Genomic DNA, 16,412 nt, shown 5'->3' with positions numbered 1-16,412 from the left:
CCCGCCAGTAGGTCGATGGTTGTATGGCGTTGCCGTTGACGCTGCGAAACAAGCGTCCGTCCGGACCCACGCCGAACACCGTAATGTGCTCCCTCAGGATTGAGACGAGTTCGGGCGGGATTGGAACGGGGCGTACAGCCTTCCTGTTCCTCCCTTTGAGGCCACGCTCCTCGTGTACGTCGCCGTTGTCCGTCCAGGCCTTGCCGGTGGCGGGATCGGATGACGATAGGAGGAGTCGGCCCCATCCGCTAGACGGGAGGATGCAGTCGCGCTTACGGAGACCGGTCGCCTCGGATGGGCGGAGCATGCCGAAGTAAAGGCATGCGAAGAATGCGACGAATCGTGGCCCTTGAGTTCGTCCAACCTGGCTCACCGCGATAAGCATTGAGCGCATCTGTTCGGGGCTTCCTACAACTCTAGGGTCAACCTCCTCTTCTTCGCTGTCCCGGGTGGGCGGTTCCCATTGAAGGCTAGGATCATGAAGTGGGTTGCTGGCCAGTCGCTTCTTGCTGACTGCATACTTCAGGACGTTGGAGAGGACGCGACGTCGTCGACTGAAGTAGGCCGGAGCCGAAGGCTTGCCGTCGAGATTGGTAGCGCAGGCATCGAGCAATGTTTGTATAACGCTATGTTCGGCGAACTCTGACATCGAAGGCGTCTTCTTGGCGACCCAGGCCAGGGACGAGGCGATTTGACTTGGCTGTGGATCGTCGCGATGTTTGGGATTGAAGGCCCAGTTTCGAAGGGCTTTCCTCAGGACTTCTGAGTCTGGCTCGCCGCGCTTACCGGCCACTAGGGCAGTGGTCGCCGTGACTAGTGTTTCCACCATTGAGACTCGGTGGTGGGCGGATGCGGCGGACCATTTCTTGTCGATGTATTCGACGGCATGGGTGAACCATGAGACATTGGCGATCTCGCGGAGCTTGCTTTCGGGCCAGCCAGACTCGATGTCAAAGCCTTCTCCTCGACGAGTTGCCTGGATGAGGGCAGACCTCTCGCTGTCAGCAAGCGCCACGGTCTGGTACCAACGCGAGTGCCGTTTGCTCGCGACCTTCCAACGAACACCGTATGGGTGCTTCCTGTCCTTTCGATAGTTGATCTCGTAGATTGTTACGTCGTGGCTCATCCTCATCGAGCGTCGACCTCCTGCAAGGAGTCGAGCCAGGACTCGTAGTCTGAGCGCCGGATCCGCAGCTTGCCGTTGGGGAGACGCTTGCAGGTGGGAGTGCGGCCAAGGGCTCGCCACTGCTGCCATGTACGGCGTGGGATGTCAAGATCGTCGAGGATATACTCGACTGTTAGCCATTTCCGCTCGTGGCGTGACATCGTAGGAGGTGCTCCTTCGAGGGGCAGGCGGTCCCGGCGTCGTTCTTGGAGGTTCGCGCCGGGGCCGCGTTGATGGGTGATGGGCTCTGATACGGATAGAGAGACCTTGGATACGCAGCGTGCGGAGTAGGTTCGTTCTCTAGTTGACCCTCTTCGAGGTGGAGGCTTGCCCCATACTCGCAGCCGAGGATCGCTTTCCTCCGTCCTTTCTTAGAAGTCAACGCTGGGACGACGTGGTCGACGGATCCGTATGCCGGGCAGTGCCGGCGAGCTCTCGGGCACGCACTGTGACGTCACGATTCAGATGGGTGTGCGGTCGCAGGCTTGCGCGAGCGCCTCTTATGGGCGTCGATGCCAGGTTCAGTGGCGAGACTTTGTTGAGCACTCCGGGTGTCGACTCCTGAAGAGCTGCATCCGTCCACAGAACGGGATCGTCGGCTAGGACCTGTGCCTGTAGCTGGTCCATGCCTGTTCCAGGGCCTGCCTGGAACTCATCCTCAAACAGGGTCCGTACCGCCTCGTCGGCCCGCAGAGCGTCTCCCTTGTAGCCGGCGCGGTACAGGGCGATGATGTGCAGCCGCCAGAGGCGTGTGTTGGTCGGATGCGCGCGGATCGACTGAAGGATCTCGTCTGCGAGGCTCGCCGTATGGCGCCCGAGGCGTAGCTGGGTCTCGGCGTAGGCTTCGGCCACCTCCCGCCGGTGGGCCAGCAATCGGTCGCGGATCTGGAGCATGAGGCGGGTTCGAGGGAAGTCCGGCAGGGCTCGGGCGGACGAGGTCGTGGTTGGCCACAGGGAGGCGGCCTGGGCGTAGTGGCGTGCGGATTCTTCGAGTCTTCCGTTGGCCCTTGACCGTTCGGCTTTGCCGACTGCCAGTAGGAAGCAAGCGACGTCGATGTCACTGTCTTGACACAAGAGACTGTATCGCCGTGGCCCTTTGCCTGGTGGTGATGTGATGAGCCGACCTGGTGGAAGCACCCGGCGAGCGTTGTAGATCAAGCTGGTCAATGCTGATGTTTGGTCACTGCACTCTTTTGGTCTCCAGATCAGGGGCTTCAACTCGGACGCGGAGAAGCCCTGATCTCCCAGGGCGAGGACGCAGACCAGGTTACGGATTCGATGCTGAGGACTCGAATTCTCGCTGAAGACGTTTTGTCCGTCATCGCGCAGGACGGCCAGGTCCCCTTGCAACATCCTGATTTCCATTTCTCCACTTCCTCACCCGTGGGCTTCTGTATGGGCTTGTCATTTCGCGAGTCACCATATGAGGGGCGGGATATCGGTTGGTGATCAATCGGTTACCGATTGGTTGGCGGGTGATCGTCATGCTGTGGCTGGGGCGCCCGACCAGGGCGGATCACCCTTGAGCTTGGCCGGATCCGGACATCATCAGGTCTTGTGCGCGGCGGTGATCTGTACCTGAAGCCGGCACCTCCGCTCGTCCCCACGCCTGGGCCGGAGGCATCCAACACGTCTACCGGGATCCGACGCGGGAGCCCTGTAAGCATGCTGACATGCTGCGGTAACAGCGCGGGAGCGCGCAGATGCGCAGCGGAATGTCGTGCAATCGCCGACGGGGTCTGGTCAAAACCATCTCGGGACAGCGATCCTCGAACAAGACATGACCACCAATTGGAAAGCGGGTGCTGGCCAGTGCCGGTGGAGCTCGATCCCTACAGCGAAGCGTTCCGTGTGGACCCGTATCCGACCTATGCCAGGTTGCAGCGGGAGGCACCGGTTTACCGCAACGTCGAGCTCGATTTCTGGGCGCTTACCCGGCACCGGGACGTGGCGGCAGCGCTGCGCGACCCGACGCGGTTCTCCAGCAACAACGGGCCGCTGCTGGATCCGTCGATATGGGGTCCGAACGCGCACAAGGTCTTGTCGTTCGTGGCGATGGACGCGCCCCGGCACACCGTGATGCGGGCGCTTGCGGCGCCGGTTTTCGGTCCTGCCCAGGTGGCCGCCCTGGAACCGGAGATCGTGCGGATCACCCGGTCGCACCTGGAGCCCGCGCTGGAGCGCGGCAGCTTCGACTTTGTCGCCGACCTGGCCGCTAACGTTCCGATGGACGTGATCTCCGAACTGATCGGTGTTCCGCCCGCAGAGCGCCGAACGGTACGCCACATGGCGAACCAGGCCGCCGATCGACCGCCGGGCTCCCGCGACGTGCCCCCCGACGGGGCTGCAGCATTAGCGAAGCTGGTGGAGTACCTGCTCGGCCTGATCGCTGAACGGCGGCGTCGGCCGCGAGAGGATCTGACTTCGGCGTTGGTCACCGCCCGGACCGAGGGGAGGCCTCTTACCGACCAGGAGATCATCGCTTGCTTGGTGCTGCTGGTGGCCGCCGGCAACGAGACCACCACCCGGCTGATCGCGGCTGCCTGGTACTGGGCCTGGCGCAACCCCGACCAGCGGAAAATCGCCTTCTCCGGCGGGATCGAGGACTGGATCGCCGAGACGTTGCGCTACGACAGCCCTGTGCAGTACGTGCTGCGGACAACGACACAGGAGGTGGAGGTTTCCGGAACGGGACTGCCCCGCGGGGCGCGGATACTGCTGCTGCAGGCCGCCGCCAACCGCGACCCAGAGGTGTTCACCGACCCGGGCCGCTACGACCTTGGCCGCGATACCCGCCGCACCATCGCCTTCGGGCTCGGCCCGCACTTCTGCCTGGGAGCGCCGCTGGCCCGGTTGGAGGCCAAGGTCGTGCTCGGCGAGCTAGCGACCCGGGTCGGTCACTACGACATCGACGCCGACAGGGCCCGGCCGGCGTACGCCGGGACGGCCCGCGGTTTCGCCAGCTTGCCAACGATGGTCAAGCCCCGATGAGGGCCGTCGCCTCTTTGCGTGCGACACCGACCCACCAGGTGCCCAGGCCAGGCTCGACTTTGTCGGTGGCCAGGTCGGGACGCCAGTCAGGGGCGTCGACCAGCCGTCCAGGCTCCATCAGGGTCAGCCCGTCAAAGTAGCGAGCGATCGTGGCGTTGTCCCGCGGGTTGATGCCGCCTCGGCCCCACGCACCTCCGGGGGTGGTGAGGTGCTGCACGAAGTTTTCGGGGGGCGTGCAGTGGGAGATGACGAGGTAGCCGCCGGGCGGCAAGGCATGGGCGTATGCCTGTGCGATCGCATGCGGGTCGTCTTGGTCGGAGACGAAATGCAGGACGGCGGCCAGCAGAATCGCGGTCGGCTGGCTGAGGTCGATGAGCTGCCGCGTCGCCGCGTGCTCCAGAATCTCCTGGGGGTGGCGGACGTCGGCCTGGATCAGGTCGACGCCCTCGTCAGTCGTCAGGAGTGCACGGCCGTAGGCGCACACGATGGGGTCGTTGTCGATGTACAGGACGCGGGCATCGGGAATGGTCTGGCGCGCGACCTGGTGAATGTTCTCCAGAGTCGGCAGTCCGGTCCCAACGTCGATGAATTGGCGGATCCCTGCTTGAGCCAGGTAGCGCACGGCTCGTATGACAAAGGCGCGATTCACCCGAGCCACTTGCGCCGCAGGAGGATAGCTCTTGACCATCGTCGCGGCCGCCTCCCGGTCGACGGCGAAGTTGTCCTTGCCGCCAAGCAGGCAGTCATAGACGCGAGCCGGGCTCGGCATGGTGATGTCGATTCCGTCGCCGACCAGGCGGTGCGCTTCGGAAGCGAGCCAGACCGGGCGAGGGCTCCAAGCGGCATCATGCTGGTTGGCGGTGATCTGCGCGGCGATGCTCTCCAGCCAGCCTCCCGGCTTGGCGTGCGGTTCAAGCAACGCGATCGCATCACGGTAGGCGCGCAGCGCCTCGCCCTTGCGGCCCGCACCGTTGAGGGCCAGCATGAGCAGCCCGCGCAGGTGCTCGTTGTAGGGATCTTCCATCAGCCATCGGGTGGCCGAGCTGATCACCTCTCGGAAGTTGTGGATTTGAAGCAGAGCTTCGGCCAGTTCCTCTCGCGCGTCCTGCAATCCGCCGAGCAGGTTTTGCCGGTGCGGTTTCATGCCCATGGTTTGCGGCAGGTCCCCAAGTGGCGGGGTTCCCCACAGTCCTAGTGCTTGCCAGTACAACTCCACAGCGTTCCGCGGTGCGGAGTCGCGGGCAACTCGGGCTTCATCGGTCAACTGCTGGAACTCAACGAGGTCGAGGTAGTCGCTGTCGTCCAAGTGGAGGCTGTAGCCGCCCGCCTCGGTACGGAGTCGATCTCCAGGCAGCACTTGGCGCGTGTTGTAGACGGCTTGCTTGAGGCTCTTAGCCGGGTCACCGCCACTCGGATCCCAGAGGCGCTCGACGAGCGCGGCACTCGACACCACAGAACCGGGCTCGATCGCCAGAACGCAGAGCAGCTCCCGAACCTGTCCACGGGAGATGTCGATCGGTGCGCCGGTGTCGTCCTTAGCCGTCAGCCGATGCCCGAGGACTCGCAGCTCCACTCTTCTTCCCCCTTCTCCGGGTTCGTGATCATGGACGCTACTGACTGAGGCCGGATCCGGCCATCTGGGTCGTGGCCGGATCCGGACACGTGGGCCTCCTTCAGTCAGAGGCCGGACGCTGATGAGCCTGATGACCGATTGATGACCTGCGCCCACTATCGTCCCGCATGACCCCGCGCAAACAACCCTGTTAACCGACCAGAAAGAAGCGTGACCTTGTACATTCGGGTGCTCAGCGGTGGGGTCGAAGTGCAAACGGACAACCGAGAGCGCGTTCCGCTCCAACCGCTCGCAGCTGCTGCACTGGGACTCCTGGTCGCGGTAGGAGGCCGCAGCGGTATCTCACGGCAGCACATGAAAGACATGCTGTGGGGCCTCGATGACGACTTCGACCGAAACGCTTCGCTCAAGGTCACGATGAGCAAACTGCGGAAGGTCCTAGGCGGTGACCGAGTTATATACGCCCACGACCGCTACCGCTTCATCGGCCATGAGCGGGATTATGTCGATCTGAGGGTCTCCCGCCTTCTTACAGCAAGGGCCGACCACCTGCGTTTTGATGACCCGGCAAGGGCGGCCGGATTGTATGAGCAGGCCCTGGACCTGTGGGTGGACTCACCCATGACGGGACTGCCCTACAGTCCTGCCGCCGCTGGGTACTTGAATGCGCTGAGGAACGAGCAGCAGGTCATCGTGGAGTCGATGGTCGAAACCATGTTGTCGGCAGGCCGACATCGCGAAGCCGCGGCCAAGACCCCGGTGCTTGTCGCGGCAGATCCGCTCAATGAGCATCTGCGGTCCCTGAGAATGGTGGCGTTGGCTCGCTCTGGCCAGAAGGCTCTTGCGTTGCTGGAGTACGAGAGCGCCGAGGCCGCAGTGATGGCAGGAGCGGGGGCAAAGCCAGGGCTTGCTCTGCGAACGCTCAGGAGAAAAATCATCAACGATGACCCGTCTCTGGAATGGACAAGGTCGATGTAGGCCATAAACGATACGGTAGGGCCGCTTTTTGAAGCCCAACTGGCGCGTATTCGCCAGATGGCGAGGGCTGCCAGCGGCCCACGCCCAAGACCTCGGTCCACCGGCACCACGGAAATGATCTTTCCGTGGTGCCGGTGCGAGACTTGGCCGCTGTCCGGGCACTCACCGACACCCTGGTCGAACCCGGCGGAGGCGACGCCGCATCCGCCGAGCCCATCGCCGAGCCCGCCGACGCTCAGCCGGCGTGCCGGTCCCCACACGACCGGTCTGGCAGCATGGCGGATCGCGTGCGCTCACCGCGATGCTGGCGCACGCAGCGGACCGGATTGCTTTGCACTACCGCCTCCGGGTCGTCCCGTCTGCCCACACCGCCGGTGGGCGCTGGCCCGTGTCGACGCGCCTGCTTCCCGCCCCTGGCGGTCGTCGGACAACCGCTCGGCACAGGCCGACGAGACGGGCGCGGACCCCGGCGCACCGTGTCGTGGCGGGGTTTGCTCCCTGGCCACCGCGACGAGGCCGAGCTGCTGGCCGGGCTGCTCTCCCCGCACCAGCAACACGACGTCCGGCACGGCTTCGACTCGCGCGGGCGCCTGGTGCTGTGGAGTGTCGCTGCGCAGGCTTCGGCGTGGCCTGTCGGCTCCTGCTCACCGCGGATCCTCGACCGGCCCGCAGCCGATCCGCCGCAACAGGCGCTTGGAAGACGGACGCGTGGACTCGCGCCGCTCGCCGCCCCCCGAAGCCCAACGACCCCCCGGGTACCGGTCCGGACGGTACCGGCTCCGGCGGCGTTGCCGCAGGCTGGTGGAGGGCTCGGCAGCCATTCGTGCACGACTTGGACCGTCATCGCCTTCTTGGCAGTGCCCTCCGCATGGACCCCGGCCAGCGGGTCGTTGTCGATGTACCGTTTCCACACGGCCAGCGCGGCCTACTGCACTGCGTCGTGGGCCGATGCCGGCTCTCAGAGGCAGCCCAAAGAAGGCGCCGGACAGGCAAACCAGTCGGCGGGCCCGGACCAGCGCGGGTAACGTCGGAAGATGCTCTCGGTCCCTTCGACGTTGTTGCGTTCCTCGTTCATAGCCGCCATGTGCGAGTTCGAGGAACTCGTCGGGACGGCGGACGCCAACGGCCTGTCGGCGGCGGATCTGTCCTGGCCAGACCGTTTCGAGACCTACGTCCGTCGCCTGGCCGAAGGCAGCCTGCCCTGGCAACGCACCCACGCCGGAGCCCGTGTTCGCTGCTGGTGGTGGGTGAACGACGGGGAGTTCATTGGAAGGATCTCACTGCGCCCCGACCTGACACCGGGCGTGCCACACGCCAACCACATCGGGTACGCCGTGCGTCCCAGCCATCGCGGCCGGGGACACGCCAGCGCCATGCTGGCCGCTGTCTTGCCTGAGGCGTTCAGGCTCGGCATCGATCCAGTGATCCTGGTCTGCACGGAGACGAACACGGCCTCCCGCAAGGTCATCGGGCGCAACGGCGGTCACCTGAGCGTGATCGTCGACGGCCACTGCCACTACCGCATCCAGCGGTAGGGCTGGTCACCATCTCACGTCGCCAAGTTGCCGGCGATTCGGGTGCGAGCCATCGGTGCCGCGTCGCCTTTGGTGCGCTGGTGGATGTGAAGGCTGGGGGCAGTCGGCGGAGCGGGGCGCACTGATCGGGTGGGGTAGTCGCCAGCGCTCGCGGTCGGCCACCTGTCGGCGGCGTCGACCAGGAAGTTGCCTTAGGCAAATCCGCTGCAAGTCGCCATGATGGTCGCCCCGCAGGTCGTCGTCGAGACGCCGGGGTGCTGGTGCATTAGGTCAGGGGCTTGGCGGCCAGCCCATCTCGGTGAAGAGCCGACCGGAACGGACGCCCTCGATGGCGGTGCGGGTGTAGGGCACGATCCGGGCGGGGAGCCGGTGCGGCCGACTGGTTATGGAAACCGCCCGTCGGCTTGGCTCCCCGGGCGATTGGATGCCGGTATGGTGACCGCGGATGAGTGGTACAGCTCGGGCATGTTCTGGACCGGGCCGGCGCGGCGGCGACGTTGGTAGCCGGGATCGCGACGGTGGCGGTTACTTACCTGACCCGGTTCGCCTGGCAGCGACTGGCTTTTGGTACGCGCCACTGCGCGGCTGCTGACCGCGCCTTCCGGGGTGCGCGATGACCTTGAGCTGCACCATCGCTGCTAGTCAATCTGTGGCCTGGACCGCCAGGTCGAGTCGCTCGATGAAGTCACGGCACGCCGAGGTGGCCGCAGCGAGGCTGGCGTCGGACAGCACGATTGTCGTGCCTTCGACGGCAATGCCGGCCGCCGCGAGCTTGGACTTGACGCTTTGGACGTTCCTCAGCTGACGTTTTGTCAGCTTCCCCAACCCGTGGGCGACGGCGTTGCGTGCCTCGGCCAGCCGTTCAACCGCCTTCCAATCCTCCTCGACCCCAAGCCACTCCTTGTAAGACCGCTTCTGCTCTTGCCAGGTGCTCGTGCCGCGGATGACGGCGTCGTCGGCCACCTTGGCGGCAGCAGCCCGCTGCGCGCTTGCAACAGCACGCTCGATCTCACGAGACAACAAATCTGACGCGAACGCTTCGGTGATCGACAGCAACCTGACCAGCGTGGCTTGGCGTTGGTCCTGGACGGGATCTCCGTCCGGTGAGACCCGTAGTCGCGTCAGCGGCCGCGCTCTCATGGCCGCGACCGTGGTGCGGTGCGCACCCAAAGTGCGAAACAACAGAGCCGTCGCTGCCTCTGCCTCGTTTGATGGTACCTGCGGGGCCGGGACCGTCATTGCGCCGCGGCGGCGAGCAGCAGCCGGTCCAGCTCGTCGTCAGCTGTATCTTCGGCTTGTTCGTAGTCAAGACCGACCAAACCCCAGAACGCCAGGCGCCGCCATTGCGGGCCGACTCGTTCGACAGCAGATGCCACCAGTGCAGGATCGCCTCGCCCAATTCTCCCCAGGGCAGCCGCGGCGGTGGCTGCGAGACCATCGTGGCTGTCGGTGGTGCACCGCGCGAGCCAGTCTTCGTACTCGTGACTGCGGCGTGAGCGGCGTACGTTGCCGGCCGCATGCGCAATCCACATCCCCTGCCACGTGCTGAGGGCGCCGCCACCAGTGACATCGTCGAGCACGCTGCGAAGGTTGGCACGCGCGCGCTGGCCGATCTGCCCATATGCCGATACGTACGCAGCAATCTGTGGAGTGAGGGCGGGCTCGGAACGGAGCAGTTCAGAAAGCCATTGCAATGGACTGGGGTCACCGGAGGCGCCGAGCATCGGCAAGGCGCGGCCGAGCAGAGCCTGTGCGGTCGCGGCGTTTTGGCCCCCTTGTATCTCCTCAGATTCGTTCTCCCAGAGATCCCAGGCTCGCTGTGCTGCCCTGCGACGCGCGGGATCGATTTCTGCAGGACCTTCATCGTCTTCTGGGCCTAGTGCCTGTTCGTTCTCCTCGAGGATGGTGCCCGGCGACGTGATGCCGAGCGACAGCGGGGCAGCAAGTTCGCCATCAGTGTCGCCGTACCCGGAGTCCAGAGCTGCCAGGCTGGCGGCCGTGTCCGCTGCCTGGTCGTCAGCGAACAGACGCTGCTCGGCTTCGGAGAACGCCGTCAGGGAGTGGCGGTAGTTCCTTGCGCCATAGGTGAAGGTCTTGTGGTCATTGAGCACCAGGCCGAGGGTGCGTACCTCCACCGCGCACCTATCAAGGGCGGCGCGAGCATCGCCGAGCGACGCGGAGGCGATCCGGAAATCGTCGGAGTAGGTGAAGACGGTGTAGCCGTGGCGCAGCATGCGGCGACGTACTGGGTCGATGTAGGTGTCGCCGAGGATGTCACTTGCGGAATGCACTTGTGGCAACCCGACGCGGCGGCCGAGGACCGATGCCAGCAGGTCGGCCAGCACGTCGACGGCGAGTTCCTCGCCGGTCTGGGCGATCAGCTCTGCGCAGAGCAAGTCGTGGTCGACGAACTCGTAGTAGGAGGCCACGTCGGTCAGGCTGACGTACTCGGTGTCCGGAACCTCAAGTGGCGCGGTGCGGAATTGATCGATGGGGACCCGGCGGCGCAGCCGTTCTGGCAATGCATCGCTGATGAGCCCGACGAGGCCCCTGTACAGCACCCGGTCCTCAAGAGTCATGACGTGCAGCGGCCGAACCCCTCGCCGCAACTTGTCCGCGAACACGAGACTGGCCTTGTCTCCGGATGGGCCGCGGCGCAGCTGGGGACGCAGCCAAGCTTCCACCGCAGACGACTCTGCGGCGAGGGCCGCGTCATCCCAGCGCCGGGGCAGCATCCGGTTGCGAGACTTCAGCTCGAGCGCAACGGCATCCGAGATGTCAACGCGACGCAGGAGGGCACGGTCAACTGCCACATTCGCCCCTATCGGGATCTGTTGATGGGAACCCACCGGAGCCTAGACATAGCACAGATCAACAGGACTCTTGTTCGGGTTCCGCGCGCTTCGGAAACACCATTCCGTGTGGGAGCACTCACCCACGGCGAGCACGAAGACCCGCCCAAGAAAATGATCTTTCGCTGCCGGTGCAAAGGTGACTTCCGCGTCGTCCGTAAGGTCGGGCAGCGGACGGAGGCGGTCGATCCCCGAACAATCCGCGGGCGCCAGCGGTTCTGGCTGAGGCCTTCAACGAGGGGCGGATCCATCTGGGGTCTTCCTGATTGACGGACATGCTCGCGCATCGCACGAGGGGGCAGGTGAGCGTGCGGGTCACGAGGGAATCGCGGTGCCGTCGAGTTGGCGGCAAGGCTCGCAGAGCTGGCGAATGCGGTCGACCGGGCGAGTCTGGCATGTCGTGCACACCTCGTGTCCGCAGTGATGGCAGTGCGTCGTGAGGATGCCGGGCAGGTCGAGCTGGAGTTCGGGGTTGGCGTGTCGGAGTGCGAGCGCTGTGGACTCGCAGGCGCCGAGCGAGCACCTGCCCTGGTCGGCGGGGCGTTGGCTGGGAGGGTTTAGTGCGCAGGGTGGGATGGTCTCGTTGAGCGGGTGCTGTTCACCGCATTTGGGGCACGGCGGTCCGGTGTGCACTGGCGGTTTGCGGCGGATCGGGAAGTCATGGCTGTCGCTTGGGCAGATGTATCCGTCGGGCGCGTGGGTGGGCCAGAGCCGGTAGGCGCAGTTGTAGCAGTTGGTGTGCAGGTGCCAGTCGGCGGTGGTGGCGGTCACGGCGGCGTGGTCGGGGATGTCGTGACCGCACATGGTGCGTACGCCGTCTAGGCTCACGTGGACCTTGAGTGGTGCGCGCTGCCCGGTCTCGACGTAGCGGCTGTTGATGCGGCGGCGAACGGGCTTGGTCCAGGTGACGATCGTCATGACGGGCCGCTCAGTGGCGGCGACATCGGCCGCCTCTGGGGACGTGGCGGGCTCAGAGACCGGCTCGGTGACCGGCTGAGAGATTAGGCCGTGTCCGGTAGATCTTGGGTGAGGTCGCGGAGCCAGATCTTGATGGAGGCGACGTCGATGGTGCCGTCGTAGACGAAGGCTCTCTTGTCGTAGCGGGTTGCGACCGCCCGGAACTGCTTGAGCTTGCTGATGCAGCGCTCGACGACGTTGCGGTCCTTGTAGGCCTGCGAGTCGAACGCGACGGGCCGGCCGCCCGCCGCGCCTCGGCGCTTACGCCATTTCTGCTGGTCAGACTTCTCCGGGATGACGGCCTTAATGCCGCGGCGGCGCAGGTGTCGGCGGATCGCCCGGCTGGAGTAGGCCTTATCGGCCAGCACCCGGCCGGGCCGGACCCGATCGCGGCCGATGCCGCAGCGTTTGATCCGGACCTGGCCCAGCACTCTCAGCAACATCGTGCCGTCGAATCGCTGGCCCGGTGAGGTCAGCCGGGCGATCGGCCGGCACCTCCGGTCAGCAGCCAAGTGGATCTTGGTGGTGAGCCCACCACGGGACCGGCCCAGCGCCTCGCGGCCGTCGGATTCGTCCCTTCTCAGGTCCCCTTTTTGCGGAGCCGACGCGGTCGGCGATGCCGGGCTCCGGCCGCGTGCTGGTGCGCACGCACCGCGGTGGAGTCGATCCCGACCGTCCACTCATCGCCCTCGGCCAGGTCGGCCCCGATCCGTAGCTCGTCCAGGATCTGGCGCCACGTTCCGTCCGCCGACCAGCGGCGATGCCGCTCGTAACAGGTCTTCCACGGCCCGAACCGCTCCGGCAGGTCCCGCCACGGCACCCCCGTCCGAACCCGGTACACGATGCCGGACACCACCCGCCGGTGATCGGCCCACTGACCACCACGACCACCACAAGACGGCAGGAGCGGCGCAAGCCGCTCCCACTCCGCATCAGTCAGCTCGAACCGCCGCGTCACCGACCAACAACTACCGAACCGATAGATCAAGATCTATCGGACACGCCCTAGTGGGCGAGCCGCGTGCATGTCGTAGAGCTCGGTGCGCCAGCGGTCACCGGCGAAGGTCTGGACCCACCATCCGGCCGGGGCGGAGGCGTCGCAGGGACGAAGTCCTGCGGCATGCAGTTGGCCGGCGGTCTTGAGGTGGCTGGGCACGTCGTCCTGGTAGGTGGGCGGTTCATGGGGATCGGTCACCGTGGTCACACCTTCTTCGGGCCGGTCATTGAGCGGGGAGCTGGCGGCTTGCGGCGCGCAGTTCGCACGGGTCGGGGATGTGGCTGTCGAGCGTGCCGGGGCTGGCGCCGAGCAGCTTGGCGATCGAGTGACGGGGTGCTCGGGGTTGGGCAGCATGTCGCGGGCCGCGCGCAGCAGGTCGTCGTTGACGACGGTGGGGCGGCCGCTGATGCGGCCGCGGGCGCGGGCGGCGTCGAGTGCTGGCGCGATCCCTCGTCCGACTGGTCTGCTCGCATGGTCCGTTCGGGACGTCGACTCTGGTCTGGTTTGCGGGGTCAGGATGCGTCGTCACCGGCGGGGTAGGGGCGTCCGTCGCGGGCGGCCTCCATCTGCGGGCGGGTCAGGATGGTGCCTTTGGGCCAGTCGGTCTCGGTGAGCTTCTCTAGGCCGGGCGCGGCGCCGTTGACACCGTCGGCGGGGATGCAGTTGACATCGGCCAGGAGCCGGTCGATCAGCAGCGCGAGGCTGCCGGGGCCTGAGCCTCCGTATCCCCAGCTCAGCCCGTAGTAGGAGTGCAGCGGCGCCAGATAGAGGGTGCCGTCGGCGACGCGGACCCAGATCGGCTCATCGAGGACGACTTCGGTGAGTGGGCTGGTGGCGGGCAGACGCTGCGGGACGGCCGCGTGGAGTTTGCCGTCCTTGGTGCGGACGACCGGGGCGTCGGTGGCCGGGTCGATGAGGGTCTCGACCGCGGAGTCGTCGGGGTCCAGGATGCGGATCGCCGCGGTGTGTGGGCCGGGGTGCGGCAGGAGCCGCTGCGCCCATTCGGCGGCGTGCGGACCATCGCCGGGGTCGATGGCTTCGAGTTGGCTGTGGGGGAAGGGGTCGCCTCCGTCCCACTTCATCACCTCTTCGACGCACTGCACGGCCAGGGTGTCGGTGCGGGCGAGGATGTCCAGCCACCCGGCCCGCCGCAGCCCTTCGTCCAGGTCGTCGCGGTCGACCGCCGGCACCGGCATCGGAGTGGCGGCCACCACGGTGGTGTCGGGGGTGGTGTTGTAGTCGGCGTCCAGGATCTCGGCGAGGATCTTCAGGTCCTGTTCGGCGTATCTGGTCGAGCTGAGCTGGAACAGGCGCGCCTGATGCACCAGGACGCGTTGGGCGGGGCTGTCGTCGTCCAGACAGGCCGCGAGCCGCAGCAGCGGGGTGGTATCCAGATCGGGGATCGCGGCCGCCAGTACAGCGAGGGCTCCGGGACGCCATGCTTCCAGCAGCTCGGGAATGCGCAGCATGTACGGCCAATAGGGCATGGGCTGCCCGATGATCTGGGAGAGCTTGCTCCACCGCAGCCCGCGTGATTTGGCCTCCAGGTCGGCGGGTGTGTAGGTGTCCAGTGAGGGGCCGTCGATGCCGAACTGGCCGCTGACCACGGCGAACGCCGCGGCGTCCGGAAGCTCGGCCAGGGCTTGGTCGCGATGCCGCCAGCCGGGGTGCCCAGGCGCGGTCCAGATGGTCCACAGCGGGCCGGGAGCGGCCCGCCAGCCGACGGCGACCGCGTTGGTCAACCGGACGGCGCCCAGGTAGGGGGCGGGTTCGGTGGCGTTGGGCCAGTAGCGCAGCGGGATCCGGTCGGCCAGCTGTGGCACCTTTTCCGCGGCCCAGGTCAAGACGGTGGTCTCGTGCCAGTAGGGCCGCCCCTGCTCGGTGCCCGCCGGGGCGGCAAACAGGCCGCGCTTGGCGATGCGTTTGAGGGAGTAGCGCCGGACGCCCAGGAGCCGGGCGCACGCGGTCAGGTCGAGCCGCTCGGGTTCGGGTGAGGTGTTCATGCGTTGCCGCCTTGCTGTCGGGGGAGCTGGTCGAGGACGTCGAGAGTGGAGTTGCCGGTGCCGAAGGCCATCCGGTTGTGGGCGGCCAGGCCCGCGCGCAGGGTGGCGCTGCCGCCGAAATAGGCCAGGTCCGCACCGCGGGTGGTGACGATGAGGCCGACCCCGGCCGGGCCGCCGCGGGTGACGATGTGTTCGGCCAGCCGAGTCGCCTCGGGGTTGGCGGCGAACACCTCCTGGGCCTCGTCGATCACAATGATCAGTCCGGGCCGGTCCGGTGACGGGTCGGTGGGGCCGCCGTACCGATGGGCGTCGCTGAGGTCCTGGTCGATCTGGTGGGCGGCCGCGCGCAGCAGCAGCAGGGTCTCGCCCGGGCTTTCGGCGATCTGTTCCACGGCCGGGACCTGGCCGAAGGTCTCGACCATGTTGTGGCGTCCTTGCGGGTCGGCCAGCCAGACGCGGAACCGGTCAGAGCACACCGTCTCCACGGTGATGATCCGCACGACGTTGGTCTTGCCGGTGTCGCGTTCTCCGATGATCACTCCGTGCCGAACGCCCTCGCCGGGGGTGTTCAGCTGCCAGGGCACGTCGGTGTTGCCGGCGCCCTGGCCGATCGGGAACTGTCCGGTGTCGGGGTCATAGCGAGGCCCCGGATAGGTGACCTTGTCGGGCACCTCTAGCCCCCTCCAGGTCACCAGACCCACAGCCACCAGGCCGGCGTGGACGGAGCGGTGCAGCTCGGCGGACCGGTCGGCGGCCGTCCAGCTTCCAGTCTCGGGCGGGCGAACCCCGACTTGGTGCCCGTACACCGCGATCACCGAGCCGACCTCCTCAGCGGTGGCGCGCCACCGCGCCGGCAGCTGCAGCCGGCCGCGGGCCCAGATGCCGCCCTTGTCCCACAGTTCCAGGCCGGTCGGGGTCTGCCGGACGCTCCAGCCGGGCAGCGGCTCGAACACGGTGAGCTGACGCCACCGGCTGAACCCGGCCTGGATGATCGCCTCGGTCTGCATCTCCTGCAGACTCCCGTCGGGATGAACCATCCCGACGCCCCTGCGTGGCTCGAACAACGCCAGCGGCCACCGGGTATCGCCGAGACTCGGCCCCAGCGCCGGGTCGTCGCTGAGCAGCGCGGCGATCTCGGTGTCGACGTCGGTAAGGACGCGCTCCAGTTCAACCGGGTCGGCCGGGCCGTCGTTGATGATGCCTTGGCGGACGCGGTCGGGAATGCGCGGGCCGCGGCGGTGAGATCGGCGTTTGGACATGATGTATTCCCCAATCAGGAACCGATGATGGGCAGGTGGTAACGCTCCGGTACCTGTTGCTCGGGAGCGGAGGAGAGTCAGAAAACGGGCAGGCCCCGGGAA

The 16,412-nt window shown here is 66.5% G+C and carries 12 protein-coding genes; 3 read left to right on the top strand and 9 right to left on the bottom strand.

The genetic code is table 11. From position 1 onward, the window contains the following. Positions 1 to 1,543: 1,543 nt before the first annotated feature. Entirely contained in the window at positions 1,544 to 2,518 is a 975-nt protein-coding gene (locus ACQPXG_RS38460) for an AfsR/SARP family transcriptional regulator (protein ID WP_433470123.1), read from the bottom strand. A 459-nt stretch (positions 2,519 to 2,977) separates the two neighbouring features. Here ACQPXG_RS38460 and ACQPXG_RS38455 point away from each other — a divergent pair, with 459 nt between their 5' ends. Then, on the top strand, positions 2,978 to 4,156 hold the full coding sequence (locus ACQPXG_RS38455) for a cytochrome P450 (protein ID WP_433464064.1): 1,179 nt from the start codon (positions 2,978 to 2,980) through the stop codon (positions 4,154 to 4,156). On the opposite strand, the gene ACQPXG_RS38450 is transcribed toward ACQPXG_RS38455, so the two are convergent. Next, positions 4,143 to 5,729, bottom strand: coding sequence for an SAM-dependent methyltransferase (locus ACQPXG_RS38450; protein WP_433464063.1), 1,587 nt, complete (start codon positions 5,727 to 5,729; stop codon positions 4,143 to 4,145). The two genes, ACQPXG_RS38455 and ACQPXG_RS38450, sit on opposite strands and share 14 nt — an antisense overlap. A gap of 210 nt (positions 5,730 to 5,939) precedes the next feature. Between ACQPXG_RS38450 and ACQPXG_RS38445 the strand changes: the two genes are divergently transcribed. Next, positions 5,940 to 6,707, top strand: coding sequence for an AfsR/SARP family transcriptional regulator (locus ACQPXG_RS38445; protein WP_433464062.1), 768 nt, complete (start codon positions 5,940 to 5,942; stop codon positions 6,705 to 6,707). 1,034 nt (positions 6,708 to 7,741) lie between these two features. Continuing rightward, a complete protein-coding gene (locus ACQPXG_RS38440) occupies positions 7,742 to 8,242 on the top strand; it encodes a GNAT family N-acetyltransferase (RefSeq protein WP_433464061.1) in 501 nt (166 codons plus the stop codon). A 642-nt stretch (positions 8,243 to 8,884) separates the two neighbouring features. On the opposite strand, the gene ACQPXG_RS38435 is transcribed toward ACQPXG_RS38440, so the two are convergent. The 7 genes from ACQPXG_RS38435 to ACQPXG_RS38405 all read right to left on the bottom strand — a co-directional run bounded on the left by ACQPXG_RS38435 (position 8,885) and on the right by ACQPXG_RS38405 (position 16,310). Continuing rightward, positions 8,885 to 9,298: a hypothetical protein gene (locus ACQPXG_RS38435; RefSeq protein ID WP_433464060.1), complete on the bottom strand. Its 414-nt coding sequence runs from the start codon at positions 9,296 to 9,298 to the stop codon at positions 8,885 to 8,887. Between the two features lie 179 nt (positions 9,299 to 9,477). Beyond that, positions 9,478 to 11,055, bottom strand: coding sequence for an RNA-directed DNA polymerase (locus tag ACQPXG_RS38430; protein ID WP_433464059.1), 1,578 nt, complete (start codon positions 11,053 to 11,055; stop codon positions 9,478 to 9,480). 354 nt (positions 11,056 to 11,409) lie between these two features. Further along, positions 11,410 to 12,012, bottom strand: a complete 603-nt coding sequence (locus tag ACQPXG_RS38425; RefSeq protein WP_433464058.1) for a hypothetical protein — start codon at positions 12,010 to 12,012, stop codon at positions 11,410 to 11,412. Between the two features lie 83 nt (positions 12,013 to 12,095). Continuing rightward, positions 12,096 to 13,009 (bottom strand): IS5 family transposase gene (locus ACQPXG_RS38420; RefSeq protein ID WP_433464057.1). Its coding sequence is split into 2 segments (ribosomal slippage): positions 12,096 to 12,634 and positions 12,634 to 13,009, totalling 915 coding nucleotides; the frame shifts between segments, so codons are not numbered across the junction. A gap of 33 nt (positions 13,010 to 13,042) precedes the next feature. After that, the gene (locus ACQPXG_RS38415; RefSeq protein WP_433464056.1) at positions 13,043 to 13,246 is read right to left on the bottom strand and encodes a hypothetical protein; all 204 of its coding nucleotides are present in this window, start codon (positions 13,244 to 13,246) and stop codon (positions 13,043 to 13,045) included. Positions 13,247 to 13,560: 314 nt separating this feature from the next. Beyond that, the gene (locus ACQPXG_RS38410; protein ID WP_433464055.1) at positions 13,561 to 15,051 is read right to left on the bottom strand and encodes a hypothetical protein; all 1,491 of its coding nucleotides are present in this window, start codon (positions 15,049 to 15,051) and stop codon (positions 13,561 to 13,563) included. Continuing rightward, a complete protein-coding gene (locus tag ACQPXG_RS38405) occupies positions 15,048 to 16,310 on the bottom strand; it encodes a hypothetical protein (RefSeq protein WP_433464054.1) in 1,263 nt (420 codons plus the stop codon). The genes ACQPXG_RS38410 and ACQPXG_RS38405 overlap by 4 nt, the downstream gene beginning before the upstream one ends. Positions 16,311 to 16,412 lie beyond the last annotated feature (102 nt).

The sequence above is a fragment of the Spirillospora sp. CA-128828 genome, from assembly GCF_050945415.1.
Taxonomy (GTDB): domain Bacteria; phylum Actinomycetota; class Actinomycetes; order Streptosporangiales; family Streptosporangiaceae; genus Spirillospora.
The sequence above is the reverse complement of the archived record's forward strand: the minus strand, read 5'-3'. Positions and strand labels throughout refer to the sequence as shown.

Coding starts and splice junctions, on each gene's coding strand:
- ACQPXG_RS38405 (WP_433464054.1), bottom strand. CDS start 16,310: ATGTCCAAACGCCGATCTCACCGCCGCGGCCCGCGCATTCCCGACCGC.
- ACQPXG_RS38425 (WP_433464058.1), bottom strand. CDS start 12,012: ATGACGATCGTCACCTGGACCAAGCCCGTTCGCCGCCGCATCAACAGC.
- ACQPXG_RS38440 (WP_433464061.1), top strand. CDS start 7,742: ATGCTCTCGGTCCCTTCGACGTTGTTGCGTTCCTCGTTCATAGCCGCC.
- ACQPXG_RS38460 (WP_433470123.1), bottom strand. CDS start 2,518: ATGTTGCAAGGGGACCTGGCCGTCCTGCGCGATGACGGACAAAACGTC.
- ACQPXG_RS38410 (WP_433464055.1), bottom strand. CDS start 15,051: ATGAACACCTCACCCGAACCCGAGCGGCTCGACCTGACCGCGTGCGCC.